Source organism: Streptomyces sp. NPDC002935 (genome assembly GCF_040611295.1).
GTDB lineage: Bacteria > Actinomycetota > Actinomycetes > Streptomycetales > Streptomycetaceae > Streptomyces.
On sequence record NZ_JBEXNW010000020.1, the window covers coordinates 45821 to 72769 of the forward strand.

At 69.5% G+C, this 26949-nt stretch carries 29 protein-coding genes and 1 pseudogene; 15 read left to right on the forward strand and 15 right to left on the reverse strand.

Features of this window, described 5'->3' with window-relative positions; all coding sequences use genetic code 11:
- The first annotated feature begins 17 nt into the window (after window positions 1-17).
- Window positions 18-767, forward strand: coding sequence for an SDR family oxidoreductase (locus tag ABZX90_RS25765; RefSeq protein ID WP_355208472.1), 750 nt, complete (start codon window positions 18-20; stop codon window positions 765-767).
- 75 nt (window positions 768-842) lie between these two features.
- On the opposite strand, the gene ABZX90_RS25770 is transcribed toward ABZX90_RS25765, so the two are convergent.
- The 3 genes from ABZX90_RS25770 to ABZX90_RS25780 all read right to left on the reverse strand — a co-directional run bounded on the left by ABZX90_RS25770 (window position 843) and on the right by ABZX90_RS25780 (window position 2768).
- Window positions 843-1424 carry a TetR/AcrR family transcriptional regulator gene (locus ABZX90_RS25770; protein ID WP_351131330.1) on the reverse strand — a complete coding sequence of 194 codons (582 nt, stop codon included), beginning with the start codon at window positions 1422-1424 and terminating at the stop codon, window positions 843-845.
- A gap of 126 nt (window positions 1425-1550) precedes the next feature.
- The gene (locus ABZX90_RS25775) at window positions 1551-1832 is read right to left on the reverse strand and encodes an alpha/beta fold hydrolase (protein WP_355208474.1); all 282 of its coding nucleotides are present in this window, start codon (window positions 1830-1832) and stop codon (window positions 1551-1553) included.
- 48 nt (window positions 1833-1880) lie between these two features.
- Complete coding sequence (locus tag ABZX90_RS25780; RefSeq protein ID WP_355208477.1) at window positions 1881-2768, reverse strand: SDR family NAD(P)-dependent oxidoreductase; 888 nt, start codon at window positions 2766-2768, stop codon at window positions 1881-1883.
- Between the two features lie 303 nt (window positions 2769-3071).
- Here ABZX90_RS25780 and ABZX90_RS25785 point away from each other — a divergent pair, with 303 nt between their 5' ends.
- Entirely contained in the window at window positions 3072-3635 is a 564-nt protein-coding gene (locus ABZX90_RS25785) for a hypothetical protein (protein WP_355208480.1), read from the forward strand.
- Window positions 3632-4567 carry a hypothetical protein gene (locus tag ABZX90_RS25790; protein WP_355208483.1) on the forward strand — a complete coding sequence of 312 codons (936 nt, stop codon included), beginning with the start codon at window positions 3632-3634 and terminating at the stop codon, window positions 4565-4567. Before ABZX90_RS25785 ends, ABZX90_RS25790 begins: the two co-directional genes overlap by 4 nt.
- A gap of 307 nt (window positions 4568-4874) precedes the next feature.
- On the opposite strand, the gene ABZX90_RS25795 is transcribed toward ABZX90_RS25790, so the two are convergent.
- Window positions 4875-5534, reverse strand: a complete 660-nt coding sequence (locus ABZX90_RS25795; protein WP_351131324.1) for a DUF1707 domain-containing protein — start codon at window positions 5532-5534, stop codon at window positions 4875-4877.
- A 644-nt stretch (window positions 5535-6178) separates the two neighbouring features.
- On the opposite strand from ABZX90_RS25795, the gene ABZX90_RS25800 reads away from it, so the two are divergent.
- Window positions 6179-6598 carry a hypothetical protein gene (locus ABZX90_RS25800; RefSeq protein WP_355208486.1) on the forward strand — a complete coding sequence of 140 codons (420 nt, stop codon included), beginning with the start codon at window positions 6179-6181 and terminating at the stop codon, window positions 6596-6598.
- A gap of 12 nt (window positions 6599-6610) precedes the next feature.
- Here the strand turns inward: ABZX90_RS25800 and ABZX90_RS25805 are convergent, their stop codons facing one another.
- Complete coding sequence (locus ABZX90_RS25805) at window positions 6611-8785, reverse strand: tetratricopeptide repeat protein (protein ID WP_351131322.1); 2175 nt, start codon at window positions 8783-8785, stop codon at window positions 6611-6613.
- Window positions 8786-8977: 192 nt separating this feature from the next.
- Between ABZX90_RS25805 and ABZX90_RS25810 the strand changes: the two genes are divergently transcribed.
- The 7 genes from ABZX90_RS25810 (at window position 8978) to ABZX90_RS25840 (ending at window position 13587) form a co-directional block, all read left to right on the forward strand.
- Window positions 8978-9526 (forward strand): GNAT family protein, encoded by a 549-nt coding sequence (locus tag ABZX90_RS25810; RefSeq protein ID WP_351131321.1) that lies wholly within the window; start codon window positions 8978-8980, stop codon window positions 9524-9526.
- Between the two features lie 186 nt (window positions 9527-9712).
- Window positions 9713-10084, forward strand: coding sequence for a zinc ribbon domain-containing protein YjdM (locus tag ABZX90_RS25815; RefSeq protein ID WP_355208490.1), 372 nt, complete (start codon window positions 9713-9715; stop codon window positions 10082-10084).
- A 153-nt stretch (window positions 10085-10237) separates the two neighbouring features.
- Window positions 10238-10579: a metalloregulator ArsR/SmtB family transcription factor gene (locus ABZX90_RS25820; RefSeq protein WP_355208493.1), complete on the forward strand. Its 342-nt coding sequence runs from the start codon at window positions 10238-10240 to the stop codon at window positions 10577-10579.
- Window positions 10576-12303 carry a SulP family inorganic anion transporter gene (locus ABZX90_RS25825; RefSeq protein ID WP_355208496.1) on the forward strand — a complete coding sequence of 576 codons (1728 nt, stop codon included), beginning with the start codon at window positions 10576-10578 and terminating at the stop codon, window positions 12301-12303. The genes ABZX90_RS25820 and ABZX90_RS25825 overlap by 4 nt, the downstream gene beginning before the upstream one ends.
- Complete coding sequence (locus ABZX90_RS25830; RefSeq protein WP_351131316.1) at window positions 12300-12710, forward strand: pyridoxamine 5'-phosphate oxidase family protein; 411 nt, start codon at window positions 12300-12302, stop codon at window positions 12708-12710. The genes ABZX90_RS25825 and ABZX90_RS25830 overlap by 4 nt, the downstream gene beginning before the upstream one ends.
- Complete coding sequence (locus ABZX90_RS25835) at window positions 12710-13135, forward strand: ATP-binding protein (protein ID WP_351131314.1); 426 nt, start codon at window positions 12710-12712, stop codon at window positions 13133-13135. The genes ABZX90_RS25830 and ABZX90_RS25835 overlap by 1 nt, the downstream gene beginning before the upstream one ends.
- Before the next feature lie 59 nt (window positions 13136-13194).
- Window positions 13195-13587: an STAS domain-containing protein gene (locus tag ABZX90_RS25840; protein ID WP_351131312.1), complete on the forward strand. Its 393-nt coding sequence runs from the start codon at window positions 13195-13197 to the stop codon at window positions 13585-13587.
- A gap of 230 nt (window positions 13588-13817) precedes the next feature.
- Here the strand turns inward: ABZX90_RS25840 and ABZX90_RS25845 are convergent, their stop codons facing one another.
- Window positions 13818-14639 (reverse strand): 2-phosphosulfolactate phosphatase, encoded by an 822-nt coding sequence (locus tag ABZX90_RS25845; RefSeq protein WP_355208501.1) that lies wholly within the window; start codon window positions 14637-14639, stop codon window positions 13818-13820.
- A gap of 12 nt (window positions 14640-14651) precedes the next feature.
- The gene (locus tag ABZX90_RS25850; protein ID WP_351131310.1) at window positions 14652-14837 is read right to left on the reverse strand and encodes a hypothetical protein; all 186 of its coding nucleotides are present in this window, start codon (window positions 14835-14837) and stop codon (window positions 14652-14654) included.
- A 214-nt stretch (window positions 14838-15051) separates the two neighbouring features.
- Between ABZX90_RS25850 and ABZX90_RS25855 the strand changes: the two genes are divergently transcribed.
- Window positions 15052-15402, forward strand: a complete 351-nt coding sequence (locus tag ABZX90_RS25855) for a metalloregulator ArsR/SmtB family transcription factor (RefSeq protein ID WP_351131385.1) — start codon at window positions 15052-15054, stop codon at window positions 15400-15402.
- A 117-nt stretch (window positions 15403-15519) separates the two neighbouring features.
- Here ABZX90_RS25855 and ABZX90_RS25860 read toward each other — a convergent pair.
- The 3 genes and pseudogenes from ABZX90_RS25860 to ABZX90_RS25870 all read right to left on the reverse strand — a co-directional run bounded on the left by ABZX90_RS25860 (window position 15520) and on the right by ABZX90_RS25870 (window position 19278).
- Window positions 15520-16373 (reverse strand): annotated as a pseudogene (locus ABZX90_RS25860) (IS5 family transposase).
- 1190 nt (window positions 16374-17563) lie between these two features.
- Window positions 17564-17938 (reverse strand): hypothetical protein, encoded by a 375-nt coding sequence (locus ABZX90_RS25865; RefSeq protein WP_351131306.1) that lies wholly within the window; start codon window positions 17936-17938, stop codon window positions 17564-17566.
- Window positions 17939-18189: 251 nt separating this feature from the next.
- A complete protein-coding gene (locus tag ABZX90_RS25870; RefSeq protein ID WP_355208504.1) occupies window positions 18190-19278 on the reverse strand; it encodes a transposase in 1089 nt (362 codons plus the stop codon).
- A gap of 55 nt (window positions 19279-19333) precedes the next feature.
- Between ABZX90_RS25870 and ABZX90_RS25875 the strand changes: the two genes are divergently transcribed.
- Window positions 19334-19552: a hypothetical protein gene (locus ABZX90_RS25875; RefSeq protein WP_355208507.1), complete on the forward strand. Its 219-nt coding sequence runs from the start codon at window positions 19334-19336 to the stop codon at window positions 19550-19552.
- Entirely contained in the window at window positions 19549-21156 is a 1608-nt protein-coding gene (locus ABZX90_RS25880) for a cation acetate symporter (RefSeq protein ID WP_355208510.1), read from the forward strand. The genes ABZX90_RS25875 and ABZX90_RS25880 overlap by 4 nt, the downstream gene beginning before the upstream one ends.
- Before the next feature lie 175 nt (window positions 21157-21331).
- On the opposite strand, the gene ABZX90_RS25885 is transcribed toward ABZX90_RS25880, so the two are convergent.
- From ABZX90_RS25885 to ABZX90_RS25905, 5 genes are all read right to left on the reverse strand, one after another.
- Window positions 21332-22063, reverse strand: coding sequence for a DUF6585 family protein (locus tag ABZX90_RS25885; RefSeq protein ID WP_355208513.1), 732 nt, complete (start codon window positions 22061-22063; stop codon window positions 21332-21334).
- Window positions 22064-22384: 321 nt separating this feature from the next.
- Complete coding sequence (locus ABZX90_RS25890; RefSeq protein WP_355208516.1) at window positions 22385-22927, reverse strand: hypothetical protein; 543 nt, start codon at window positions 22925-22927, stop codon at window positions 22385-22387.
- Window positions 22928-23320: 393 nt separating this feature from the next.
- Window positions 23321-24097 carry an ABC transporter permease gene (locus ABZX90_RS25895; RefSeq protein ID WP_355208519.1) on the reverse strand — a complete coding sequence of 259 codons (777 nt, stop codon included), beginning with the start codon at window positions 24095-24097 and terminating at the stop codon, window positions 23321-23323.
- Window positions 24094-25056 (reverse strand): ATP-binding cassette domain-containing protein, encoded by a 963-nt coding sequence (locus ABZX90_RS25900; protein ID WP_355208522.1) that lies wholly within the window; start codon window positions 25054-25056, stop codon window positions 24094-24096. Before ABZX90_RS25900 ends, ABZX90_RS25895 begins: the two co-directional genes overlap by 4 nt.
- Before the next feature lie 16 nt (window positions 25057-25072).
- Entirely contained in the window at window positions 25073-25741 is a 669-nt protein-coding gene (locus ABZX90_RS25905; protein ID WP_355208525.1) for a DUF4097 family beta strand repeat-containing protein, read from the reverse strand.
- Between the two features lie 245 nt (window positions 25742-25986).
- Here ABZX90_RS25905 and ABZX90_RS25910 point away from each other — a divergent pair, with 245 nt between their 5' ends.
- Window positions 25987-26721 carry a helix-turn-helix domain-containing protein gene (locus ABZX90_RS25910; protein ID WP_355208528.1) on the forward strand — a complete coding sequence of 245 codons (735 nt, stop codon included), beginning with the start codon at window positions 25987-25989 and terminating at the stop codon, window positions 26719-26721.
- Window positions 26722-26949: the final 228 nt, after the last annotated feature.

Consider the following 26949-nt stretch of genomic DNA (forward strand, 5'->3'; position numbering starts at 1 on the left):
ACATCGCGAGGATCACCATGAAGACCGTTCTGATCACTGGTACCTCGTCCGGATACGGACGAAAGACAGCCCTCCACTTCCACGCGCAGGGGTGGAACGTCATCGCCACGATGCGCACCCCGCGTCCGGACGTCCTGCCCTCCTCGGACCGGCTGCGCGTCGTCGGACTCGACGTGACCGAGCCCGAGAGCATCACCGCCGCGCTCGATGCGGCCGGCCCCGTCGACGTCCTGGTCAACAACGCGGGCGTCCCCTCGATCAGCGTGTTCGAGGGCACCCCCATGACCCGTGTCCGGGAGGTCTTCGAGACCAACACCTTCGGCGTGATGGCGACGACCCAGGCGGTGCTGCCCCAGTTCCGCGAGCGCGGCTCCGGCGTGGTGGTCAACGTGACCTCCAGCGTGGTGCTGGGCCACATGCCGCTCTCGGCCGTCTACAAGGCGAGCAAGATGGCCGTCGAGGGGTTCACCTCCTCCCTCGCGCTCGAACTAGCACCGTTCGGCGTGCTGGCCAAGACGGTCGAGCCGGGCGCCTGCCTGACGACGAACTTCGCCGCCACGGCGACGCGGGGCGCCCCGCTGGACGAACTGGTCCCGGCGCCCTACGCAGCGTGGGCGAAGAAGACCATGGGCGACTTCACGGACCAGGACCTGTTCACCGAGGAAAGCGACGTCGCCGAGGCGGTGTGGCGAGCCGTGCACGACACGACCGGCCAGCTCCGGTTCCCGGCAGGCCCCGACGCGGTCCGGCTCGCCCAGGCAAGGTGACGTGGGCGGAGCGGCGGTGCGGGTACCAGGCGGCGGAGCAGGACGCCGAGGATCATCCCCGTGGCGAGAGGCGTGTCATGTGTTCGACGGGACGGCTCGCAGACCGCCGAGCAGTGTGGCGAGGTAGCGGTGTGCTGTGCCGGTCCGGTCGGCAGGAGTGCCGCCGTGGACGTTGACGGCGTGGGCGATGCCGCACATCAGTGGGACGAGATCGGCGGCGGACAGGTCGGGACGGACCACTCCGGCCTCGCGGGCCCGGTTGAGGAGTTCGGTGCCGGTCGTTGTCAGCGACTGCCTGAGCTTCGTGGTGCGTGGGAGGGCGTCGGTCGGTGCGGCGGTGACCAGGGCCAGGGAGGCGTCGGTGATCTGCGCGTCGAGGGTCCGCGTCAGGAAGCCTTCGAGTGCGCGCCAGGGGTCCGTGTCGGCCAGCGCCTGTTCGCCGTGGGCGGCCAGGGCTTCCAGGCAGGGGGTGGCCACGGTCTCCAGCAGCGTCTCGGGGGTGGCGAAGTGCCGGTAGACGGTGCCGACTCCGAGTCCGGCGCGGCGGGCGACATCGTTGAGCTGCAGTGTGACGCCCTGGTCGACCAGGGTGCGGGCGATGGCGACGATCCGGTCCCAGTTGCGGGCAGCGTCCTTGCGTAGCTGTGGGGTCGTCATGTGTGGCCAGTCTCTGTCGCGTGTCCCGTCATGTATGTCTGGCGTTCGATCATACGCAGCCGCTCCCGGCTGGGAGGTCGGCGCTGTGGCGGGTGGGCCGTGCGGCCCACCCGCCCGCGAGGCCTGTCAGCCCCGGTCCTGCTGTCGGCCGAGGAAGCCGGTGATGATCTCCAGCCACTCCTTGGGCCGCTCCAGGAAAGGCAGGTGCCCGGTGTCGAGCTCGGCGGTCCGTGCGCCGGGGACGGCCTCAGACAGCTGGTGCTGGAGGGCAGCGGGTATCAGGTTGTCGGCGGTGGTGACGACGACGAGGGTCGGGGCGGTGATCAGGGCGAGGTCTGCGCGCACGTCAGCGCGGCGGCTCAGGTCGACGGCGCGGCCTGTTGGTTGTCGGTGATGCTGGGCTGGCATCGTGGGATCGAGGCGGGCCGGCCCAAGGTTGACTGGCGGGCGTAGCGCCTACCGGGCCGCGACGGGAGCGTGGGCTTCGCTGAGCCGGCGCACGGCCCTGGCGACGTGGCGGTCGGTGGCCGGGCGAAACGGGGCGACCGGACGCGCTTCGGGACCGATGACGACGCCGGTCCGGCCGGTCAGCGCGTCGTCGGTGGCGGCGACGATCGATGGCCTGGCTGCCGTGGACGCCGGGCCGGACGTGGACCGTTCGAACTTGCGGCGCACCAGCGGCCACAGCAGTCGCAGGGCGGGAGAGACGATCTTCGGGTCGGTCAGGGTGCCGTTGGTCATGTCGGTCGCGGCGCCTCCAGGGTCGGCGGCGAAGACCGATACGCCCGTGCCGTCCAGTCTCGCGGCAAGGTCGAGTGTGTAGGCGAGGTTGGCGAGCTTGGCGCGGCCGTACCAGTGGAAGCCGTAGTAGCCGCCGGGCGGCTCGACGGCGTCGAACACCCGCTTGGCGACCCCGACCGCACCCGAGGACACGTTCACGATCCTGCTCGGCGAACCGGCCGTCAGCGTAGGCAGGAGCAGTTCGGTCAGCAGGTACGGCGAGAGGTGGTTGACGACAAACGAGGCCTCGACACCGCCCAGCTCGCGCCGGTCGGGGAACATCGCCCCGACGTTGTTGACCAGCACCGTCAGCGGATCCCCTGAGGCCTCGTGCTCGGCTGCGATCCGGTCGGCCAGCGCGCGCACCTGGTCGAGCGAGGAGAGGTCGGCGGCCAGGAACCGGCCGGGCTGCGCCGGGCCCATGGCGTTGATCCGGTCCACCGCCTGAGCACCCCGGTCGGCGCTCCTTCCGACCACGGTGACCGCGAACCCGGCGGCGGCAAGCCCCAGTGCCGTCTCCAAACCGATGCCGGCCGTCCCGGCCGTGACCACAGCTGTCCTCATGTGTTCCTCCACCCCAACGGGAAAACGGATAGGTCATCCGATTACTGGAGGTGACGCTAGCACATATTCGGATTACCTATCCGGTTAGCTCGGAGTCGGCATGGCCGCTATGGAGCCCCCTGGGATCGCAAGCCCCTCGCGCCCACAGGGGGCACGGACGCTGCCCGGGCCGCGCGGCGCTCAACTACCCGCCAGAAAGGCCGGGTTGCGGACGGCTCTTCGGCAAACGAGCCACGCCCCAGTGACCTGGTCCGTAGGCTTTGCCCGGAATCACTGGAATCCACCTGCATGGGCTGAGACACCGTGGACACTGCGACTCTGCTGCTGCTCGGCGCCGCGGGCGGAGCCGTCCGCGGAATCACGCACGCCTACGACTGCATGACCGAATGGCTCAGCGGGCGTCAGCGGTACCGGCTCGCTCCCGACCCCGGCACTGAGGGGCCGCCCGCGTTCGGTGCGTTCTACGACGTCGGGGGCGAGTCGATCGCCGCCGTGGTGCACGCCGTCCTGGGAGCTCTGGTGGCCGGACTGCTGGAGACGTCGGGGCAGGTCAGCGGCGGCTTCGCAGTGTTCGCCGCCGGAGCCTCCGCGCCCCTGCTCCTCGTCCAGCTCAAAAACTCCCGCCTGGCCGAGGCGATTCTCGGGGAAGGCGCTGCTCCCGCAGCCGCGAGCGCCACGCAGCCGGCCGACGCAGCAAGCAACAGTCCGGGCCAGGTCCTGCACAGCACCCGGGACACCCCACCGGCGCAGCGCACCGCCACCGGCACACCGTTACCACCTGCGGCCGACGGCCCACCCCCGTCGCGTTCCTCCCCGCAGCCGGGCAGGGCACGCAGGCCGGCCGCGGACCAGGACGGCACCGGATGAGCCGGCCCAGCCTGCTGCGCCGTGCCGCCGCGGCCGCCCTCGGCACCACCGCGCATCCCACCCGGACCACCACCCTGACCCCCGCCCTTGAGCTCCGCCTCGCGCGCCGGGCCGCAGCCGCCGTCATCGGCATCCGCTCCTACTCCCACCCGTCGGCCGGGCGAGCGGCAGCAGCCGGTGCGTCCCACCCGGCCGGCAACTCCCCCACGGCCTCGAGGGTCTGGGAAATCCGCCGCCCAACCGACAGCACCTCACGCCGGTCCATCCGCACGGCCCCAGCACCGCAGGCCGAGGAGGGCACAGCCACCGGTCCTGGGCCCGCGCACCACGACATTCCCCGACCGGACCCATCGGACTGGCTCACCGTGGTCCTCGATCCCGCGTCACCCGTCGTGATCGGAACGAGCGACGCCCCTGCGCAGCGGCCCCGGCCGCGCCACACCCTCGCGCTGGCCGCGATGGCCGCCGTCCTCGCCATCGCCTTCACCGCATTCGGCTACCAGCTCCGCCCCTTCATCCACCGGCAGACCCCCTCACACTCCGTGGGCAGCAACACGCCCTCCCCCACTCCCGTCGTGAACGGAGACGTGCCAAACGGCTACCTCGGCAGCTGGACCACCACCATCACCAACGCCACCGGCGAAAACACCAGATCACTCGTCATCAAACAGGGCAACATCGGCGACGACGTACTGATCCTCGTCGCCGACGGCCCCACCGGCAACGACACCTACCACTGCGTGTTCACGGCCCCCCTGGCCGCCGTGCCGAGCGGGGGCGGCCGACTGGAACTCGGCCCGAGCACCGTCACCTCCGGCACCCCGGCCGCCTCCTGCTCGTCGGGGGGCACCTCAACCCTCACCCTCAAAAGCGACAACACCCTGCGCCGCACCAGCGACGGCGGAGACACCCTCACCTACACCCGCAACTGATGGGGGCGGGACTGCAAGAAGAACGGTGCAAAGAGCGCCGGGCATCAGCGCAGGGTTACGCCGACCAGTCCGACTGGCCATGTCTGCGTCTGCGCAACGGGTCCGGTGGCTCTGACGTTGTTCAGTCGGCACCGGCATGTCGGCTTCCGGCGGCCACCGTTGGAGAGGCACTCGGACGCGTTGAGGGTGGCGACGGAACGAAGTGGCCCCACCCCCGGCTCGTGCGGTGAGACGGCAGCGGCCGCAGCCGCAACACCCGAGGGTCGCCGAGTCGAGAAGACCTCAGCGACCGTTCACAGCGATGGAGTCAAGCGCCTGCAGAAGGAGGGGTGGGCCTGCGCAGCAGCCACTGCCCGAACGTCCGACGCGCGGGCCGCACCACCACGCGCCCGTGGACCTTCTGACCGACCAGCTCCACTCGCAGCGTGACCGGCGTATCCGGATTCGTCGGAGCCTGACGGTACTTGACCCCGCTGTGTACCAGCTGCAGGCCATCCGTATCGACCACGATGCCCGGCCTCGTGACCAGCGTCAGGGTCTTCCCCGTCATGCCCACGTCGATCCGCAAGGTGTCGTGCGTGATGACTGCTTCAGTGAAGTCAAGCCTCACCTCGCAGAACGTCACCGCGAGTTCCAGCCTCCGCGGTACCACCCAGCGCCCCACTCGCTCGACCGGGCCGCTGTGGACCTGTTCGATCCGAACTGTGTCCTTGGCCTCTGCTCCACTCCCGCCGACCGTAGCCGGTACCGGCGGCAGGTCAGCGGTGAGCGTGGTCAGTTCGCTCAGGGTCCGCGCCGACAGGGCAGCTTCCAGGCGCTCGTCCAGCTCGTCCGCGGTCAGCAGGCCGTCCCCCGCCGCGATACGCAGCACATCCACCGCCCGGTCCCGGTCCGCATGAGAGGCTCGCAGCTCGGGCGACGAGCCGGGGCCGGAGCGCTTCCCGGTAGGCGAAATCTCTCCCGACATGCTTCCGTCCTGGTCCTGTCGAACGTCGCGCGACGCAGGCAGCGGCGCGAGGAAAAGGCTAACGCCATATCGCGACATGGATCCCGGCCGGCCCCCTCACGGAGAGGCGGTGGGTCAGCGTCGATGCACGGCAGGCGGCATCCACCATGCCGAAGCCCGATCGCGACAACAACCGGATCCCGGGGGCCAGTTCACACCGCTCACCAAAGCGCAGACGGCGTGTGGCGCTGCGCCGGTGGGAGCCGGCCTCAGCGCTGGGGCTGCGCAGTCGGCAGCGTTGTGCGCAACCGGTCTGTCACGGCCGCTTCCCGGAGGCGACGCGCACCCTGATCCGTCGGCGGCCTCTCCTGGGGTCGCGCAGGCCGGATTCCCCGCCCCGGGCTTCCCCGCTGGCCGCCGCCGCTTCATAGACCCGCGCCGCCACGGCTCTCCTCCCGTCCCGGCTCGCCGCGAAGCCGGAACGTCGCCGACAGGACAACGACCAACCACCGCGACCAACTGCCGACCGGGGCATGGACACTCTGATGGAGCGCCGCTTTCCCGGGGCGACGTCCGACGGATCGTCAGTAGTCGACAACCCGGTCGCACCGCTCGTTTGACAGATCCTGTCTACTGGATGGAAGCGTCGGCGTGGAGGGGGCCCAGTGGATCCGGTATCGGTCGGGTTGTTGGTCGCATTGGCGGGCGGTGCCGGCGGGGAGGTCGGCCGGCAGGCCTGGGCCGGGCTGGGCGCCTTGGTCCGGCGTCCGCTGCGACGTGGCGAGGACAGTCCTGGCTCCTCCGTGGTCAGTTCAGGAGAAGCTGAGCTGGTTCGGCTGGGACAGGCCCCGGGCGACTCGAGCCGTGCGCAGGCTCTGAGCACGGCGCTCGCCGTACGGGCGGCCGTGGACGAGGACTTCCATGCGCGGCTTCGGCAGTGGTCCGAGGCGGCCGAGCTGGTGCGCACCGGTGACGGTGGCACGTACAACACCGTCTCCGGTGGCACCTTCAGCGGGCCGGTCATCCAAGGCCGAGACGTGTCCGGCAACTCCTTCGGCGTCCCGTCGGCCCCCTCGGACTCGTGACTTGGGGGTTCTTCACAGCCGGGGCAGCGGTGTCGCCGGAAGCTGGTCGGGGTGGGAGAGCTGCGCACGCAGACGGGCGGTGGCGTCGTCGTTCATGAGCCGTTCGTACAGGGCGAGCGCACCCAGCCATTTCTCCCGGGCGGTGTCCTTGTCGTCGGCCTGGTGCAGCGCGGTTCCCAGTGTCTCCAGAAACCACGCCTCTCCGGGCCGGTCCCCGATGTCGCGTGCGCTGTCCAGCCCCTGTCGAAGGAATCCGATCGCTTCCGGCAGTTCTTTCTGACGCATGTGGGCATAGGCCAGCCGGGACAGCGCGATGCTGAGGCCGAAGCGGTCGTTGATCTCGCGGAAGACCTCAATCGCCTGCCTGCAGTACGGTGCCGACTCCTTGAATTTCCCTAACTGCTGATATACGGCCCCCAGGCTCTGCAGCGCGAAACCCTCCGCACTTCGGTAGCCGGTCCGGCGTGCTGTCGCCAGCGCTTCCTGCAGATAGCTGAAAGCCTGGTCGTAGCGGCCGAGATTGGCGCAGGCACCGCCCAGGTTGACCAGAATCATTTCGCCCTCGCGCCCCAGGGAGCGATAGCAGTCCAGGGCCTGGCGTTGATGGGCCAAGGCTTCCTGGTACCGGCCCTGGTAGTAGTAGGCCCCGCCCAGGCCCCGGTGCAGCTCCGCTTCGGCCCGCACGTCGCCCACCGCCCGAGCCACTTCCAGCCCTGCGGTATGGGTGGCCGTCCAGGAGCCGAAGGGATTGCGGCGCTGGAAATACGGGTGCATCGCCACGGGCAGCCAGCACGCCACATCATGGCGTCCGTCCTGCCTGGCCTTCCTGACCACTGCCTCGAAGTTGTCGAGTTCGCCGTCGCACCACGCCAGCGTCTGCTGGGGGTCGGCGAACACGGGAACGGGAGCGGGTGGCGCGCCCAGGGTCGGCGGCAGGACGAACGGGGTGTCAGGACGCCCCGGCGTCAGGGCTGTCCTGGCTGCTGCCGCGGCGTGCATGTACCACAGGAGAACGCGATCCACGGCCTGCCTGCGGCTTTCCGGGCGCTCGTCCGCGGCAGCGCACTCCAGGGCGTAGACGCGCAGTAGATCATGGAAGCGGTAGCGGCCCTCGGTGGGTTCCGTGATGAGGTGGTTGGCGGTCAACCCGTCCAGGAGCCGGCGGGCGGCTGCGGGTGGTGTGTCGTTGAGCGCCGCGACGGCTTCCACGGACAGGTCGGAGCCGGGGTGCAGGCTCAACATCCTGAACTGGCGGGCCAGTTCGTCAGGCAGGGCGCGGTAGGACCACGAGAACACGGTGCGCACCGTCGTCAGCTCGTCCTCGCCGGTGGAGATGGCATCCAGTCGGCCGCTCTCGTCGGCGAGTGCCTGCGCGAGTTCGGACAGCGATCTGCGTGGGTGTGTCACTGCGTACTCTGCGATGATCCGCAGTGCCAGCGGCAGGTGGCCGCAGAACCGGGCGATACGAGCGGAGGCGTCGGGCTCGGCAGCGATGCGGTCCTCGCCAACGATCTTGCCTGTCAGTGTCTGTGCTTCCTCAGGGGACAGCATGTCCAGGACCACCCTGCGGGCGCCGTCGCGCGCGACGAGGCCGGGCAGCAGACTCCGGCTGGTGACCACCACCAGCGAGCCCGGTGAGTCGGGCAGCAAAGGCCTGACCTGCTCGGCCGTGTTGGCGTTGTCCAGGACGATGAGCACCCGGCGGCGGCTCAGCAGCGTTCGGTACAGAGCTGCTCGTGAATCGGCTTCGGGCGGGATCCGCTCGGGCGGTACGTCCAGGGCTCTCAGGAAGCCCTCAAGCACATGACCGGGCGTCAGCGGCGGGCCCGGCCCGTACCCCTGAAGATTGACATACAGGTCACCGTCCGGGAACCGATCCCTGACCCGGTGGGCCCAGTGCACGGCGAGCGCCGTTTTCCCCACGCCAGCCGTGCCCGCGAGCGCCGACACGATCAGGGCCTGCGACCCGGCCGTCTGGTCACCGAGCAGCGCGTCGAGCCGGTTCACGTCGTCGTGCCGGCCCGTGAAGTACACGACATCACGGGGCAGTTGCCGGGGGCCGGGGAGTTCCGTGCCGACACCGCGGAAGTGGAAGGTGTTGCCCTGGAAATCCCGTCCTTGCAGGACACCCCCGGCGACCTCGGCCGCCTGGTTGCGCGTCTCCTGACCCGGTAGCCAGTCCGCCATCAGCGCCCTCTCGCACGTTCTTCCCCGGAGCCTATGCCACGCGTCGCTCACGGCAGAAGGCCGCGTCCCCAGGCAGGGTGTGTGCGACAAACGGCCGTCCCTGTTCCGGTGCTGACGGAGGGTGAGACGGGCGACCGGGGCGCGAACACGTGCGCGTGGTCCGGCCCTCGCAGGTGGCGTACACTCCTCCCGGTGAATCTTGAACCTGATCGGGTATCACAGGTGACACTCCGGCCGGTTGCAGCCGATGACGAGGCAAGATTTCTCGAACTGGCCGGCCTCAGCGCCGGTCTCCATCATCCGTGGGTGGGACTGCCCCGTACGCCCAGCGCATTCTCGGCCTACCTGAAGAAGTCCGATCAGGTCACCGCCGCCTGCATGGTTCTTTGCCTCAAGGACCACGGCGATCTGGTGGGCATGATCAACATAAACGACATCGTGCGTGGGCCGTACCAGCGGGGCGTGCTCGGATATGCCGCGTTCCTTCCCTACGCGGGCCAGGGCTACATGTCGGCGGGTGTCGCGCTGGCGGTGCACTACGCCTTCGAACGACTTGACCTGAACCGTGTGGAAGCCGATATCCAGCCGGAGAACGAGGCCTCCCTGAGACTTGTTCGGCGACTCGGCTTCCGCAAGGAGGGCCTCTCGCCCGGGTTCATCAACATCGCTGGAGTCTGGCGCGACCACGAACGCTGGGCGATCACCCGGGACATGGAACGCCCTGTCGTCCCCCGGGAGTGAGGGTCGCCGTCGACTGGTTCGGGTGCCTGATCCACCGGCCCTTGGGCTGTCTCGCGGACGACCACATCCCTGGCGGGCACCCTCCGACAGCGCCGAAGCCGGCCGCGCAAGATCGTCGATGCGGCCGGAAGCCGGCAGGCTGGAGCCACGGGCCGCCCGAGGACGAGGGCCGGATATTCTGACGGAATGATCGAAAATCTTCCTCCCTGTCCGACGTGCTCGTGCGAGTACACCTACGAGATGAACGCCCTTGTGGTGTGCCCGGAGTGCGGCCACGAATGGGTTCCTGCCGAGAGCGGTGCCGAGAGCGGTGCGGAGGGCGGGGCCAGTGCCGGGGAGCGGGTCGTCAAGGACGCTGTCGGCAATGTGCTGCAGGACGGCGACAGCGTGGTTGTCGTCAAGGCGCTCAAGGTCAAGGGGAGCCCCTCGGGGATCAAGGCCGGCACCAAGGTGCGCGGTATCCGGCTGGTCGACGGCGTCGACGGCCATGACATCGACTGCAAGGTCGACGGTTTCGGGGCGATGCAGCTCAAGTCCAGCGTGGTCAAGAAGGCCTGATCCGTGACTCGCGGGTGGCCGGGGCGGCAGTGTCTTGCTGAATTGCAAAATTTAGCAATTGGTTAGATGCTGTCTTCGCTGTACCTGCAGGTAGTCGCGGGCACAGCCCTTGTCTGCCCCGGGTGGGGCGCCGTCCGGGGAAGTCGAGGGGCCGTGTCCGTTCCGCTGTACCAGGCCAAGGCCGAGTTCTTCCGGATGCTCGGGCATCCCGTACGGATACGGGTGCTGGAGCTGCTCCAGGACGGCCCGCGGCCGGTGCGGGAACTGCTCGGGGAGATCGAGGTGGAGCCGTCCGGCCTGTCGCAGCAGCTGGCGGTGCTGCGCCGGTCCGGGATCGTCACCGCCACGCGGGACGGCTCGACGGTCGTCTATGCGCTGGCCGGCGGGGACGTGGCGGATCTGCTGGAGGCCGCGCGCCGGATCCTGACCCAGATGCTGTCCGGGCGCAGCGAACTGCTGGCTGAGCTGATGGAGACCGAGGTCGGCGCGCGATGATCTCGGGGATCAGCCTGGTCCGGGCCCGCATCGCCTCGCTGCTGCCCGCCCGCAGTGACCTGGCGGAGATGGGACGCAATCCCCGCCGGGACCTGCTCGCCGGGCTGACGGTGGCGATCGTCGCCCTGCCGCTCGCCCTCGGCTTCGGCGTCTCCTCCGGGCTCGGCGCCGAGGCGGGCCTGGCCACCGCCGTCGTTGCGGGCGCCCTCGCCGCGGTGTTCGGCGGATCGAATCTGCAGGTGTCGGGGCCGACGGGCGCCATGACGGTGGTGCTGGTGCCGATCGTGGGCCGGTACGGTCCGACAGGCGTCCTCACGGTCGGCGTGATGGCTGGAGTGATGCTCGTCGGCCTCGCCGTGCTCAAGGCCGGGCGGTACATGCGGTACGTGCCCGCGCCGGTCGTCGAGGGCTTCACGCTGGGCATCGCGTGCGTGATCGGGCTGCAGCAGGTTCCGGCCGTGCTCGGCGTACCCGAACCGGAGGGCGACCGGGTACTGGTGGTGACCTGGCGGGCCTTCGAGGAGTTCGTGCGGCACCCGAACTGGACGGCCGTCGCCGTCGCCGTCGCGGTGGCGGCAGTGATGCTCGTCGGGGCCCGGTGGCGTCCGACCGTGCCGTTCTCCGTCGTCGCGGTGATCGCCGCCACGGTCACGGCACAGGCCGCCGGGCTGACCGGGGCGAACCCGATCGGTGAACTGCCCTCGGGGCTGCCCGCGCCCTCGCTGTCCTTTCTTGACATGGGCGCGGCGGGCTCCTTGCTGGCCCCCGCGGTGGCGGTCGCGGCGCTGGCCGCGCTGGAGTCGCTGTTGTCGGCCTCGGTCGCCGACGGCATGACCGTGGGCCAGCAGCACGACCCGGATCGGGAGCTGTTCGGCCAGGGCCTTGCCAACATCGCCGCCCCGCTGTTCGGCGGCGTGCCGGCGACCGGAGCGATCGCGCGCACCGCGGTCAACGTGCGCACCGGTGCGAGCTCCCGGCTCGCCGCGCTCACCCACGCCGCGATCCTCGCGGTGATCGTCTTCGCGGCCGCGCCCCTCGTCTCGAAGATCCCGCTGGCCGCCCTCGCCGGTGTCCTGCTGGCCACCGCGATCCGTATGGTCGAGGTCGGCTCGCTACGGGCGCTGGCGAAGGCCACCCGCTCGGACGCGCTGATCCTCGCCCTGACCGCCGTCGCGACGCTGGCCCTGGATCTCGTGTACGCCGTCATCATCGGCCTGGTCGTCGCGGGCGCCCTCGCGTTGCGTGCCGTTGCCCAGCAGACCCGCTTCGACCAGGTGCCTCTCGACCGCGGCGACCACACCGCCGAGGAACATGCCCTGCTCGCCGAGCACATCGTTGCCTACCGCGTCGACGGGCCCTTGTTCTTCGCCGCCGCGCACCGCTTCCTGCTGGAGATGACCGAGGTCGCCGACGTACGTGTGGTGATCCTTCGCATGTCGCGGGTGTCGACGATGGACGCGACCGGGGCACTGGTGCTCAAGGACGCGGTCCAGAAGCTGAACCGGCGCGGAATCGTCGTCCTGACCTCCGGGATCAGGCCGGGGCAGCGCCGAGTCCTCGACTCCGTCGGTGTGTCGGACCTCCTGCGGCTGGAGGGCCGCGAGTACGCCACTACCCCCGAAGCGATCCGCGGGGCCCGCGACCACCTGGAGAGGGCCGGGGTTCTCGCCGCCCGGAAGTCCGCCCGCAGCGTCACCGAGATGAGAGAGGAACCACCCCGATGAGCACCGCTCCCGCCACCCTGCGCATGGTCGAGGTCTCCGGCGCGGAGGCACTGTGGCTGCTGGAGGGGGCCGCGTTGGGCCGCCTCGTCCTCGTGCAGCGGGATCTGACGGTGGTCCGCCCGGCCCGGCACGTGTGGGAGTTCGGGCGGCTGACGGTGCGCACCCCGGTGCAGGCCGCTGCGGTCCGGCTGGCTGCGACGTACCACGTGGACGAGGTCCGGGCCGCGACCGGCACCGGCTGGACGGTGACCGTCGCCGGGCCCGCCGAGGTGGTCACCGACCCGAACGAGGCCGCCCACTACCGGCGGACGCTCGCCGGCTGGAGCCACGGCCCGCACGATGCGGTCATCCGCATCCGCCCCCAGACGGTGTCCGGCTTCCGGCTGGCCCGGGGGACGGAGAGCTGATGTCCAGGCTGTTCGAAGCCCTGCCCTACCGGCACGTTCTCACCCTGCCCACCGAGCCGTCCGCCGTCCGGCTGTGCCGCCAGACCGCTGAACAGGCCCTGACCGAATGGGGGATCAGCCTGCGCCACCCCACCGTCGACCCGGCGCTGCTGATCCTCAGCGAACTGGTCACCAACAGCGTCCGGCACGCTGTGACGCTCTCCCCCCAGCTCACCGTCATCTATGCGGCCGGCTCCGACTGCCTGGCTTTTGCCGTCCACGACCGCCACCCCCACCAGCCGGCGCTGTACGGGGCCGCGATCGGCACGGGGGCCGGTGGTCTGAGCACCGTCATGGAACTCACCCTCGGCCTGGGCGGCACCGCCGTCGTCCGCGGTGACGCCGACGGAAACGGCAAAAGCATCTGGATCACCCTGCCCCTGTGATCCGAGCCGGTCCAGGAAGGCGAGCCGAACAGGCAACACCCACAAGAAGGTTCATCATCATGACCATCGAATGGCACTACACCGCCGGGGAGGATTTCAGTCTTCTCTCCCTCTCCGGGCACCTCGGGCCCGAGGGCGCGCATCGCTTCGCCGGTGCCATCGGCTGGGTCCTGGCCCGCGGCACCGGTCCGGTCGTCGTCGACATGAGCGGGCTGCGCAGCTGGTCCGTCGACGGCCGGCTCGCCGTCATCGAGGCAGCACGCCGGCTCGGCGCGCACGGACGCGGCCTGGAACTGGCCGCCATCCCCGCCGACGGCTCCCTCGTCCCGTACGGCGACTGCCCGCCCATCACCATCCACAGCGACCTTGCGGCGGCCGTCGCGGAACATGACGCCCACGGCCAGGGCGCTGATGGTCAGCAGCAGGGGCGTACCAGCGGCTGGTCCGCCTGATTGCCGGCCGGTGTCGTTCGCCTGGCCTGCTCGACTCGGAGAAGAGGGAGCGGCAGTGTTTGAGCCCTGGCGTAAGGACCGTCTTTGAGACTCAGCGGGCTCCGGCGCTTTCGCGCCTCCGGGCCGGGGATCGCATTCCTGTCCGGTCCGAAGGCCGGGATTCCGTGCGAAGAACAGGGGATGGCCCACCGCTGACGGAGCCCGGTCGGCACCTCTGTGGCCGGCGGGTGTCACCGTGCCCGGGCGAAGGCGCCGTCGCCGTCCAGGACCGGTACAGCCGTGCAGGTGTCTTCCTCGGTGGCGATCGCCACGTCCTCGGCGAAGCCCGTCGTTTCCAGCTCCCGGCCGGAGACACTGACGGTGATCGCGTGGGGGATGTCTGCCGTGCATTCGCCGCACGCGCGGGCGGCCGCGGCCTCCGCGGAGAGCGGGCCTGCCCCTTGAGCGTGCAGGTCGGAGATGAGAACGCCGGCGCCCAGGAGGTCTTCCAACGCCGGGCGCAGGCTGCCGTCCGGCCACTGTTCGCCCGCGGCGATCACGGCGACGGGGCGCTCGGGTGTGCCGTAGCCGTGGGAGGTGATCCAGCTGCCGACCGCGGTGATGTTGCGCAGACAGGCCGCGATGACCGGTACGCCGGGCCGTGCGACAGCGGTGATGGTGCTGCAGTCCGGGGACGGCAGCACCAGGCGGTCGGTGAAGGGAGCCTTGCGCAGCTGAGCCGGGGACAGGGACCACGGGGCATCGGGTGTGATGGTGCTGTGGGCGACGGCCAGCCGCGCACCCGACTGCCGGGCGTAGATCGCGGCGGCCATCTCGGCACCGGCCCGCTCGGCAGCGCCGGCAGTAGCAGCCGGTAGCCAGAACGGCAGTACTTTGCTGCCCGCCTGGACGGCGACGCTCACCGCTGTCGTGAACGACAGCACGTCCACAACCACCAGACAAGCAGCCTCGACAGCCAGGCGTCTCGCCCCGGTCTGCCCCCACTCGAAACGGATCCCGCTGCCGGACTGCGCCGCCCAGTCGGCCATCCCCCACCCTTTCTCCCCTGTCATGGCGAAAATCCGTCAGCCGCGGCTCGCGTCCGCGGCTGGGTCCTTGGCCCGGCCACCGAAGGACAGCCTCAGCATGCGGGCCTGACCGCAGCGCGGGCACTGCCCGTCCGGGCCGACGGCGCCGGGGCGGCATTTGAGGCGGCACGCGGGGCACTTGAGCCAGACGACGCCCAGACCGTGCAGTGGGGTGATTCTCACCCGGCCTCCTCACGTAACCTATCGACTTGCTAATATTAGCAAGTCAAGAGATCGCCGCTGCTTGATTCGGGTGGACGGGGTCCTCGCACGCGGATTCGGCGCGGCCGACTTCGCGGGCGAAGATGGGCGCCATGTTGTTGACGAGTGGGCGGATGCGATGCACCAAGGACTGGCCGGCTCGGCCGGACTGCTGTTCAGGGGAGGCGACGGCACGATGAGCACCCCGCTGTACCAGCTGAAGGCCGAGTTCTTCAAAACACTCGGACACCCTGCCCGCATCCGCGTCCTGGAACTGCTCAGCGAACGCGAACACGCCGTCGCGGAGATGCTGCCCGAGGTGGGCATCGAACCCGCACACCTGTCACAACAGCTGGCCGTGCTGCGCCGCGCGAACCTGGTGGTGACGCGCAAGGAGGGCTCGACGGTGTACTACTCCCTGACCAGCCCGTACGTGGCGGAGCTGCTCAGGGTCGCGCGGACCATCCTGTCCGGGGTGTTGACCGGTCAGGCCGAGCTGCTCGCCGACCTGAAGGCCGCTCAGCAGGAGGCGAAACCGCCGTCGTAGCGACGGCCCTCGATCGCGGCCGCCTCCTGGGAATTGGACAGCACTCTGGGTACCGGGAGGCGGCCGCTCCTCTCGGCCGGGACATGCCTCGGCAACAAGGTTCTGTCTCTTTGGTCGTTAGCGGCGTGTCCAGATGAAGATGGCGGCAAGGTGGAGAGCGGCTTGTTGACATCCTCCCGGGCCTACGTGTGGCCAGGCCACGCCACTGCTTGAGGCGCTTGATGCACCGCTCGACGGTGTTGCGCTGTTTATAGGTGTCCTTGTCGAAGCCGGGTGGTCGGCCTCCTCTGCGGCCTCGCCGCAGGCGGTGGCCGATCTGGTCGGAAGGCTGCGGGATAACCGCACGGATTGCGCGGCGGCTCAGGTGGGCGCGGATCGAACGGGATGAATAGGCGCGATCGGCCAGGACCATGACGGGGCGGGTCCGGGGCCGTCCGGGACCGCTCCTCGGCACACGGATGCGGGCCATGACCGTCTCGAAGGCGGGCGCCTCACCGGCCTGGCCCGCGGTGACGGTCAGAGCCAGAGGCCGTGCATGGCTGTCCGCAGCCAGGTGGATCTTGGTGCTCAGCCCGCCGCGTGAACGCCCCAGCGCGTGGCCGTCCGGCTCGTTGCGGCAGGCTGCCCCCTTTTGAGGGCTCCGGCGGCGTGTTGGTGGGCCCGGACAACGGTGGAGTCGACTGACGCGGTCCAGCTGATGTCGGCGTCGGCATCGGCCGCTGCCAGGACCGCGGCGAGAATCTTCTCCCAGGTGCCGTCGACTGCCCTCCTGATCAGCCGTTTGTGAGCGGTCTGGAAGGAGCCCAGTTCCGCGGGCAGGTCCCGCCAGGGCGAGCAGGTGCGGTACTTCCACGCGATGGCTTCCAGCGTGCGGCGGTGGTCGGCCCACCGTCGGCCCCGGGGCGGATCAACGGCATGAGCGGCTCGATCCGGTGCCACATCACATCACTGATCACTCGTCGGACGGACATGTCCGGTCAACGGTCCAGCTCACGGGAGAGACACGCGCCCCTCATGGCTTCCGCGACAGCACCCGCTTGCCTGTTCGCCTGGCCTGACGAGTAGCTTTGCAGCAGCCGAACTTGGGGGGAACGATGGCCTTCGGTGAACTCTTGACGCTTAGCCTCATTGCCATGGGAGTTCTGGGGGCGACTGGTGCAGGGCTCGGTATTTACACCCTGACCTGTAACCGGGTGCCTGGACGATGGCTCAGCAAAACAGTACGCAACCCCAGGCTATGGGGAACCGGCCTGCTGTTCATGGTCTCCAGCTTGGCCTTCGTCTCCTGGACGCCCTTCATCATCGGACTCGGGATCACTGTCGTCGGACACGCCGTCAAGCCCACCGGCTGACCCAGGCTTGTCAGACCCGCGAAGGCACCGACACCGCCAAGGGCGGGTCAAAGAGACAAGCCCAAGGCGGCTCAGCGCTGGAAGGTGTCGTAACTGCATTCGCGGGAAGGCCTGTTGGCCCCCTGGGGACAAGTCCTCACCGTGGCAGGAGGGTTCATGGACCTGCTGCGCAAGATCCGCGGGATCGGGCGGGTGGCCGAGCCGCCGCCCCCGGTGCCCGATCGTGATGTCCTGCCGTCCGCCCGGGAGTTCGGCGATTCTGCGTGCCCCACCACCTGGGAGCCCGCTGCAGCACGAGCGTCACCGGCCCGGTGACAGCCGCCCGGCCCCGCTGAACCCACGCGGGCATTCCGTCACCTCACGAGCCGCACTTCGTCGGTGCCCCCACCCTTCCAGCAGGGTGAGCGTCGGCATGGTGAGATCGGGATGTCCCACGACAGCGATCACTCGGGTGGACCTTTCCCGGTTTGTGCTCACTCCGCAGTCGCCTGGCCGCGGGCCGGGCCCTCCCTCCCTTGGGCCGCTGGGCCGCTGGGCGTAGATGCCTCCAGAGGACCGGGGCGTCCCCCGTGCTCGCCCAGGTAGAACAGCAGCCACACAAACCCGGCGAACAGATCCGCCCTGACCGGTGGCCAGTTGCTCGCCACGGTGCGGCGACGCCTGGGAGGGCGCCGCCGCAGGATGTGTCCGCCGGGTACCGGTCCTCCTCGCCCATGGCCACGCGCATTCACTGTTGAGATCATGCCGATATGGCGACTTGAAGAAGTCTTCATATCGTGGGCACAGGTCAACCCAGGGCTCCGGCCGGTCTAAATCTCCAACTGCCCCTCGACGCGCTTGAGGTGGTGGCGGGCCATCGCCAGGTTCGAACGCACCCTGTCGAGCACGAGGTACAGGAACAGGCCGTTGCCGCTGCGCCCGGCAACCGGCCGGATGAGGTGGTACTGGTTTCCAAGGGTGATCAGGATGTCCTCGATCTGGCTCTTGAGACCCAGCTGCTCCATGGCGCGCACTTTCGCGCGGACGACATCCGTATTGCCGGCGGCGGCGACCGTCATGTCCAGATCCTTGCTCCCTCCCAGGGTGCCCAGGGCCATGCCACTGGTGTAGTCGACGACGGCCGCCCCCAGTGCTCCCTCGGCCTCAGTCATCATTTCCTTCAGCGACACTTCCACACTCGCCATAGCGTCTCCCCTTGGTTGTCGGTCACGTGGCAGAACCGGCACTGCCGGTCCTGCCACGTGACCGCACCGTATGCGCATGCCCGAGCCGCCAACGGAGCATCTCCGAGGCTGACATCCAGTGACCGGGCGTGAGCACAAAAGAGCCGCTTACCGACTGCTCCTGCCGAAATCGAGCACCAGGAGCGCACTCAGAGCTCGCCCGGCACGCGCTCCTGAGCGCCCCCGGCCTCGAACGGTGCGGCACGCACGCCTCACTTCGCCTCTGACTGCTTCCCCAGTGGCCCCAAGACAGCGCCGTATCCGAAGCCGCCGGCGCCCGGCGCTCGGGCGGGGAGAACCAATGGCGGACGCACAACCGCCGCGCGATGGCCGGCACGGCGCGGACCGCCACACACCCGCAGGGCACGACGGACAAGGCGGCCTACGGCCCAAGCGGCCGAGCTGGATTCGCACTTGGACCCGAGAAGCCGCATGCCTCCCTCTAGATACGTTACTGCTAGTTCCGTTATTGTCCCCGTCACGCCGGAGCGGCACTGGCCTCTGACCCGAACGGGCCGCGCCGCAGCCTTGCCACCGCCGCGATCGACCCACTCTGAAGGAACCGCTATGCGCAGGCTCGACCGCCAGAACAACGTCCCCGTCCTCGTCCGCGGAGACGGCGAGAACCGTTTCCGCCCCGGCTGGATCGCCTCTGCCAACGCCACGCCGGGCGAAGCGGAGAAGGCCGACGGGCCGCATGCCCCGGCGACCACCGACACGGGGACGGCCTGCATCGGGGCCAGGAAGACACCGGTGAGCACATCACGAAGCCAATCGACCAGCCGTACCCGCTCAGCGGCCGGTCCGGTGCGGTGTGCGGTCGGCAACGACAGATCAGCGATCAGCGGGGCCGGGACGTCAACCGTGCCGAAGTCCCGCCGGTGACAGGTGGCTTCGGCAATGACGTAAGCACCGCGGGCGTCGGCGTCGGCCTCGCTCCGGTAGGCGCCGGACATGCGGTTGACCGTGCGGCCGGGCACGTAGCCGGGCTCTGGGCCGTGGGCTGCACGCAGGGCCCAACGCAGCACGGACGCGGGGCCGGACGTCAACGGCCCCATGGACACATCGGCCAAGTCCAGGAGCTCGCCGAGCGCGGTCAGGATCTCTGACGCGTCGTTGTGGATCTTCCTGACCGCACGGTCGCGCCGGCCTCGCCGGCCACCGCCGCCCGGTGGCGCCTTGCCCGCAGCCAGGGCGCCCCGAAAAGCCGGGCCGCCACTCCTGCCGAGTCGCACAAGACAAGCCGCCATCAGCCACATCCGGCCCTCTTGGACCGCCCAACAACGTACGGAGACCGTCATGACCCACCCGCACGCCCCCCGCCTTCATCATCGTCCACGGCCTCACCGCCCAGGTGTGTCCTTCGCCCTGGTCAACGGATCGGCCTTCGCCGTGCACGTGCTGCTCGCCTGCTCCGCAGCCGAGTTGATGGCCACCCGTGTCTGGGGAGAGGCCAGCATCGGCGTGCTGGCCCTGCTCCTCCAGGGCTCCCTGCTGGTGTGGACGGCGGCGCGGTACGACCGCCTCGCGAACCGGCGACCGGCTCCTCAGGAGATCTTGGAGGAGAGCAGATGAGTCAGCGGATCCTGCTCGCCGCGCCCGGCGTCCTGGACAGTGACACGCACGCCTTCGTCCTGCTGGGCTTTCTGGCCTTCATCGTCCCCATCCTGTTCATCTGCGTTCTCAGCGGCCCCGAGAGGGACCGGGTCAACGAGTTCTACACAGCGGGCCGCAGGCTGAAGCCCCTGCGCGGGGCCCTCGTCCTGTCCGGCGTCTACCTGCCCACGGCCGCGGTGCTCGGCAACACGGGAAGTGTCGCGGTCTTCGGCTACGACGGTCTGTTCATGACCCTGTGCACCGCGCTGTCCCTCGGCGTCCTCCTCCTGCTGGCGCGCCCCCTGCGCGAGCGCGCCGGTTACACCCTGGGCGACACGTTCGCCCTGCGGGCTCCAGGGCCAGGGGCGAGAATCGCTACCGCCCTCGTGACCTTGAGCGTGTGTGTCCCCGTCATGGTCGTGCAGCTCTCCGGCGCGGGCGTGACCACCACGATGCTGCTGGGAATGACCGGGTCCGGTGCCGAGAAGACAGCCATCGTCATGATCGGCGCACTGGTCGTCTGCGCCACGGCGTTCGGCGGCATGCGCGGCACGGTCGTCATCCAGGCGATCAAAACGGTGGTGCTGCTCGGCGCGGCCCTGACGGTGGCGGCTGTGCTGCTCCATCGTTTTCACTGGAACACCGATGCCCTGATCGACGCCGCCGGACAGGGCAGCGGCCGACCCGCCGGCTATGCGCGTCCCGGCCTCCGCTACGCCGGCAGCAGCGGCTGGCAGGGCACGCTCGACTTCATCGGCCTGATGATCACCATCGTGCTGGGTGTGGCGTGCCTGCCGCACGTCGCCTTGCAACTGAGCACCGCACCCGACGCGGCCACCGCACGCCGTACGGTGCGCCATACGATCGGCATCGTCACCTCTTTCTGCCTCATGACAGCCCTGATGGGCTTCGCGGCCGCCGCGTTGATCGGCGCACCCGCGATCGTTGCCGCCGATCCCGGAGGCAACAGCGCCCTGCTGCTGCTCACCGGCGAACTGGCAGGCGGCGCGTCCGCCGACGCGAACGGGGCGCTTCTCGTCGCCCTGGTCTCCTCCGCGGTGTTCCTCACCACGCTGGCCGCGGTGGCGAGCATCACCCTGGCCGCCGCAGGGGCGATCGCCCACGACCTGTACACGAAGGCGCTGCGTCATGGGCGCACGACCGAGGGCCGGGAGGTGGCCGCCGCCCGCCTGGCGTCCGCCGGGGTCGGTGCGCTGTGCATCGTGCTGGCAGTCTGGGTCCAGGGATGGAACGTCCTGTTCCTGTCAGCGATGTCCCTGGCGGTGGCGGCCTCCTGCCTGCTTCCGGCGCTGGTGTACTCCGTCTTCTGGAGCGGCTACACCCGGGCCGGGCTCCTCTGCACGCTGTACGGCGGCCTGCTCTGCGCCGTCGGACTGCAGATCTGCAGCCCCGTCTTCTCCGGCACCCCCTTGGCGCTCTTCCCTGCGTGGCACATCGACTGGTTCCCCCTGCAGACCGTCGTCCTCGTGTCGCTTCCCGCCGGCTTCCTGTTCGGCTGGCTGGGCAGCATCGCGCGAAGGCACGATGCTGCCCAGCCGGCGCCACCAGGTCGCCGGGCGTGATGCCAGACCGCCAAAGGCCCAGGTCAGCGGGAATCTCCCGGAGACCTGGGCCTTGATCAATCGGGCACGTCGGGCTGTAGGGCTGCCGGTGTGCCCGAAGGGATGGGATCAGGGTGTCAGGGCCTGACCAGGACGTGTTCGGCGTGGGGGCCGGACAGGTCGAGGTCGGGGGAGGTCAGCGGACGGCCGCTGAGTGGCGGAGGTGGTCCACCAGGGCGAGGAAGAGGAGGAAGTTGGGGATGTCCTTCACCGGCTTGCTCGACCAGGAAAGCCACTTGCCGGACTTCCGCAGTGCCAGTACGCCGTTGTCGACGCGCACGTCCTCGATCTCCGTCCAGGTCACGGCACCGCGCTTGCGCGTCGCGACGCCATGACGGTTGAGGGAGATGTCGCCGAAGGTGAGCTGCTGACCCTCCTGCAGTATCCGGAGCATGCCCGGCAGTTGCGCTCCGGCGATCTCCTGCTGGATGAACGGCCCCCACCGCTCGGGCTCGGCGTAGAAGTTGGTGACCTTCCGGACCGTGCCGTCCTGCTTGTGCAGGGTGTACCGGTATCCCGTGCCGACGTAGATGCCGTTGACGTACGACTCGGTGATCTCCTGCAGCGCCGTCATCGAGTCCCAGCGGAACGCGACCGGCCGCCCCTTGCGGTCGGTCTCGATCAGCCCGTGCTCGAAGAAGTGCAGCCGCCGGGCGGCGGCCTTGCGGGAGAAGTTGGGGGTCTGCATCGCCATCCAGACGAACCAGATCGCGGGCAGCACGAAGCAGAACAGCCCGACGACGATGAGGAAGACGAAGTTGCAGATCATCAGCGCGCTCTGCCGTTTCGGCAGGACCGTGCCGCGGTGCTCGCCGAGGCCCTCGGCCGCGGCGAGGCCCGCTATGTCATCGGGGGTGGGGTCGTTCATGGTGTCGCTTCGCTCTCAAAGGGGACGGGGCGGGTACGGGCCCTGTCGTTGCCGGGCTCGCGCAGCGTAACGGACGGGGTCAGCCGCCGAGTTTGCCGGTATCCAGGACGTCGCCGGGGCCGGGCCTTGCCGTCCACCGGCTGTTCGAAGTCGGTGGACAGCAGCGTGCCGGGCTCCCTTTGTTTCGCGAGCGGCGTCCGAATACGGGACGGTCGGCACCGTCTTGCGGGGCCGGCGCAACCGTCAACACGGCTGCGCAGAAGCCCACTTCAGATACTCCAGATGGGCCGTTGTCGACCGGCAGTCCAGAGGCGGAGGCGGTCAGGCGGCGCGGCAGAGGGTCGCCGGGGCGGCCGGTGTCGCGGTCTGGGTCACGGTCGCGTGGACGGGTCGGGCGGTGTGGACGGGCTGGGTGGTGTGGTCGGTGGCTGCGGGCTGCGAGCGGTTGCGTGCGAAGACGACGAGGCGCAGGACTGCGAACCGCGCGAGGCCGGCGAGTGCGGAGGCGGACAGGTAGACGATCTGTTCGAGCATCGCGCCGGGTGCTGCCACCAGTTGGTGCAGGACAAGTATCGCCATGCAGGTCAGTGCGAACGCGGCGGCCGCGGAGCCGGCCGACTGTGCGTGCTGGCGCCAGGTCGCGCGTGCGCCTGCGCCGAAGGAGAAGCGGGCGTGCAGTTCGGTGGCCAGGAGCGTGGAGACCGTGGTGATCAGGGCGTTGGCCAGGCTCCAGGGAATCCGTGTGGCGAGGGCCGCTACAGCCAGGCTGGACGCCAGCCCTACCGCGCCGCCGAAGAGTACGAAGCGGGCGAAGGCGGTGAGGGCGCCGGGTGCGGGCTGCTGCCGGCGCTGCGTTGTCTCCATGGTCCGACCCCCTTGATCGCTCGCTCGTGAACGCGTACCTGTCGGCCCGTAAGATCCCCGAGCGTTGTTTCCAATGACAGAAACGCTACGTTGCATTCGTGGATCTGACAACACATTTATTGCGGATAACTTCCGTTCCTGCAGGCCACATTCGGGAAATGTGTTGCAATGACTTCGGGGTAATGCAACGTCCCGCATCCTGGCTATTGCAATGAGTTGAAGGTGAACGCTCTGCCGGAGACAGGCGGGGAGAGGCGCCGCGCATGTCCGCCGGCTGCGGGGCGCTACGGGCGGCGCCCCTGACGCGCGGGGCGGCGTACTCCGACGGGGTGTCGGGGTGCGCCGCCCTGGGGTGGAACGGGTGTGCGGGTGAGCCCGCGTTGTCATGTCGGGTTATTTGGGGTCGCGGTTGAACTGTGCCTTCGACCAGCGGTGGCCGAGGACGCTCAGGCCCAGGCACCAGGCGAGGGCGATCCATCCGTTGTTGCCGATCCCGGTGCCGAGGAGGAGTCCGCGCAGGGTTTCGATGGCGGGGGTGAAGGGCTGGTACTCGGCGATCGGCTGGAACCAGCCGGGCATGGAGTCGAGGGGGACGAAGGCGCTGGAGATGAGGGGCAGGAGGATCAGCGGCATGGCGTTGTTGCTGGCCGCCTCGGCGTTGGGGCTGCCCATGCCCATGCCGACCGCGATCCAGGTGAAGGCCAGGGCGAAGAGTGCGAGCAGTCCGAATGCCGCCAGCCATTCCAGGGCGGTGGCGTCCGTGGAGCGAAATCCCATGGCGACGCCGACGGCGCCGACGAGGACGACGCTGATGGTCGCCTGCAGCACGCTGCCGACGACGTGTCCGAACAGGACGGAGCCGCGGTGGATGGCCATGGTGCGGAAGCGGGCGATGATGCCCTCGTTCATGTCGGTGGCGACGGACACGGCGGTGCCGACGACGGTGGAGCCGATCGTCATGAGCAGGATGCCGGGGACGATGTAGGCGATGTAGGCGGAGCGGCCCGCGCCGCCGCTCATGGTGTTGCCGAAGATGTAGACGAACAGCAGCAACAGCATCACGGGGGTGAGCAGCAGGTTCAGGGTGAGCGACGGGTAGCGGCGGGCGTGCAGGAGGTTGCGGCGCAGCATCGTGGACGAGTCGCGCACGGCGAGGGAGAAGGAGCTCATCGGACAGCCTCCTTGGGCTGGTTGGGCACGGTGGTGGTGCCGGTCAGGGCGAAGAAGACGTCGTCGAGGTCGGGGGTGTGCACGGTCAGTTCGTCGGCCTCGATGCCGGCCGAGTCGAGTCGGTCGAGGATGGTGCGCAGGTCGCGCTGGCTGCCGTCGCTGGGGAGTTGCAGGGCGAGGGCTTCGTCGTCGCGGGAGGCCTCGCGCAGTGCGGAGGCGGCGGACCGGTAGGCGGCCGGGTCGGTGAAGCGCAGGCGGACGTGTCCGCCGGGGATGAGGCGCTTGAGTTCTTCCGCGGTGCCCTCGGCGGCGATCCTGCCGTCGTTCAGCACCGCGATGCGGTCGGCGAGTTCGTCGGCCTCCTCCAGGTACTGGGTGGTGAGGAAGACCGTGGTGCCGCCGGTGACGAGTTCGCGGATGATGCCCCACATGTTGTGCCGCGAACGCGGGTCCAGGCCGGTGGTCGGCTCGTCGAGGAAGATGATCCGCGGGCTGCCGACCAGGGTCATGGCGATGTCCAGGCGGCGCTTCATGCCGCCGGAGTAGGTGGAGGCGGGCTTCTTCGCGGCCTCGGTGAGGTCGAAGCGCTCCAGGAGTTCGGCGGTGACGCGCCGCCCCTCGCTCTTGGAGAGGTGGTGCAGGTCCGCCATCAGGAGCATGTTCTCCTCGCCGGTGATCAGGCCGTCGACGGCGGAGAACTGGCCGGTGACGCCGATCGCGGCTCGTGCGGCCTGCGCCTCGGTGGCCAGGTCGTGGCCGCCGACGTGGATCCGGCCGGAGCCGGGGTCCGGGGAGATGAGCGTGGAGAGGATCTTGACGGCGGTGGTCTTGCCGGCGCCGTTCGGGCCGAGCAGGGAGAAGACCGTTCCTTCGGGGACCGTCAGGTCGATGCCGTCGAGGACGGTCTTGTCACCGTAGGACTTGCGCAGCCCGTGCGCCGCGATGGCCAGGTTGGTCATGGGAGGTGCTCCTTCTTCAGAGGCTGCGGGCGGTGATGTCGCCGTGGGCGGTGGTCGCGTGGATGGTCAGGCCGGGGGCGGGGTCGGTGTTCTTGAGGGTGTTGTCGATCCGGCCGTAGGTGGTGCCGGCGTCCAGGGAGGCGGAGACCCCGCGGGCGGCGCCGACGGTGATGTCGCCCTTCTGGGTGCTCAGCGTGAGCGTGCCGCGTACGGCCTCGGTGATGTTCAGGTCGCCCTTGTGGGTGCTGATGTCGCCGGGGCCGTTCAGGCGGCCGACCGTGATGTCGGCGTCGAGGCCGGTGAGGCGGGCGCTGTCGGCCTCGTCGAGCTTGACCGAGCCGTGCGCGCCGTCGAAGGCGACGTCGCCGAGGCGTCCCACGCCGCGGAGTTCGGCGGCGGCCGCCTTCGCCTCGATGCGGGAGCCGACGGGCAGTTGGACGGTGACCTCGACGGACCCGGAAGCGCCGAGGATCCGGTTCTTCGCCTCCGGGGCCTCGATGCGCAGGACACCGTCGTCGTAGGTGATCCGGATCTGCTCGGCGGCCTTCACGTCGCGGCTCTTGGAGGCGTTTGCGGGCAGGACCTCGACGGTGGTGTCGGTGCGGTCGGCGGCGATGAACTGGATGCGTCCCGCGGGGATGTCGAGGACGGCCGAGACGGGGGCGGGGGTGTCGAACTTCTGCATCGTGCTCTCCTTCTCCGGTGTCGCGCGCCCTTCCGGCCCGCTGTTTCCGATGACAGAAACGCTACGTTGCATTCATAGACCTGACAACACTGTTGTTGCATCAAATCGCCATCGCTGCAGGCAGATAGCCGAAAGTTGTTGCAATGGCCTAGCGCCTAACGCAACACTCTCGCGCGAGACTCGTTGCAATGAATTGCGAGTGAACGCTATAGTGGAGACATCACAGACCGACGAAGGAGACCGCGATGCCGGGCGGCAGACTCACCCAGCAGGAACGCCAGCAGATCGCGCTGGGACTGGCCGACGGACTCGCCTACGCCGAGATCGCCAGACGCCTGGACCGTCCGACCTCGACCGTCACACGCGAGGTCATGCGCAACGGCGGCCCCACCGCCTACCGCGCCGAAATGGCCCACCGCGCCACCGAACGCCGCGCCCACCGGCGCAAACAGGCCGCACCCCGGGCAGCGGAAGCACTCCCGCAGCCCCACGGACGCGACGCCGAAGCGGTGCGCGCGTACGAGGAGGTGTTCACCAACGTCATCATGGCCACCGGCGCGCCCACGATGATGGCCCGGGTGATGGCCTGCCTCACCCTCACCGACACCGGCAGCCTCACCGCGTCCGAACTCGTCCAGCGCCTCCAGGTCAGCCCGGCGTCCATCTCCAAAGCGATCGCGTTCCTGGACAGCCAGGGCCTGGTGCGCCGGGAGCGCGACGAACGCCGCCGCGAGCGCTACGTCGTCGACGACGACGTCTGGTACGAGTCGATGATGGCCAGCGCCCGCTCCACCGCCCAACTCGTCGAAACCGCACGGCAGGGCGTCGGCGTCCTCGGCCCCGACACCCCGGCCGGCACCCGCCTCGAGAACATCGCCCGCTTCCTCGACTTCGTCGCCGAAAGCACCGCCCGCGCCGCGGAACAAGCCCGCGAGATCCTCCACACCAAGCCTGAAACCACTCCGGACAGCACCGCCTGAGCCACGTTCAGATCCCGCCGGCAGACAGCCCCGTACGCGCCCGCCGGACAACCCCGCCCGGAGCCGCAGCGCATGGGATCCGGTGAGCAACACGGCCTGGATGCACGCATGGTGTGTGGTCTTACGCGAGCTCGCCGCGCACGTGGACGTGCGTGGACGTGCGTGGCGCCGTGTACCAAGGGCCCGGTCCGGAACGAGCCGGCACCGGTTGTCATGCGCATCGTATGA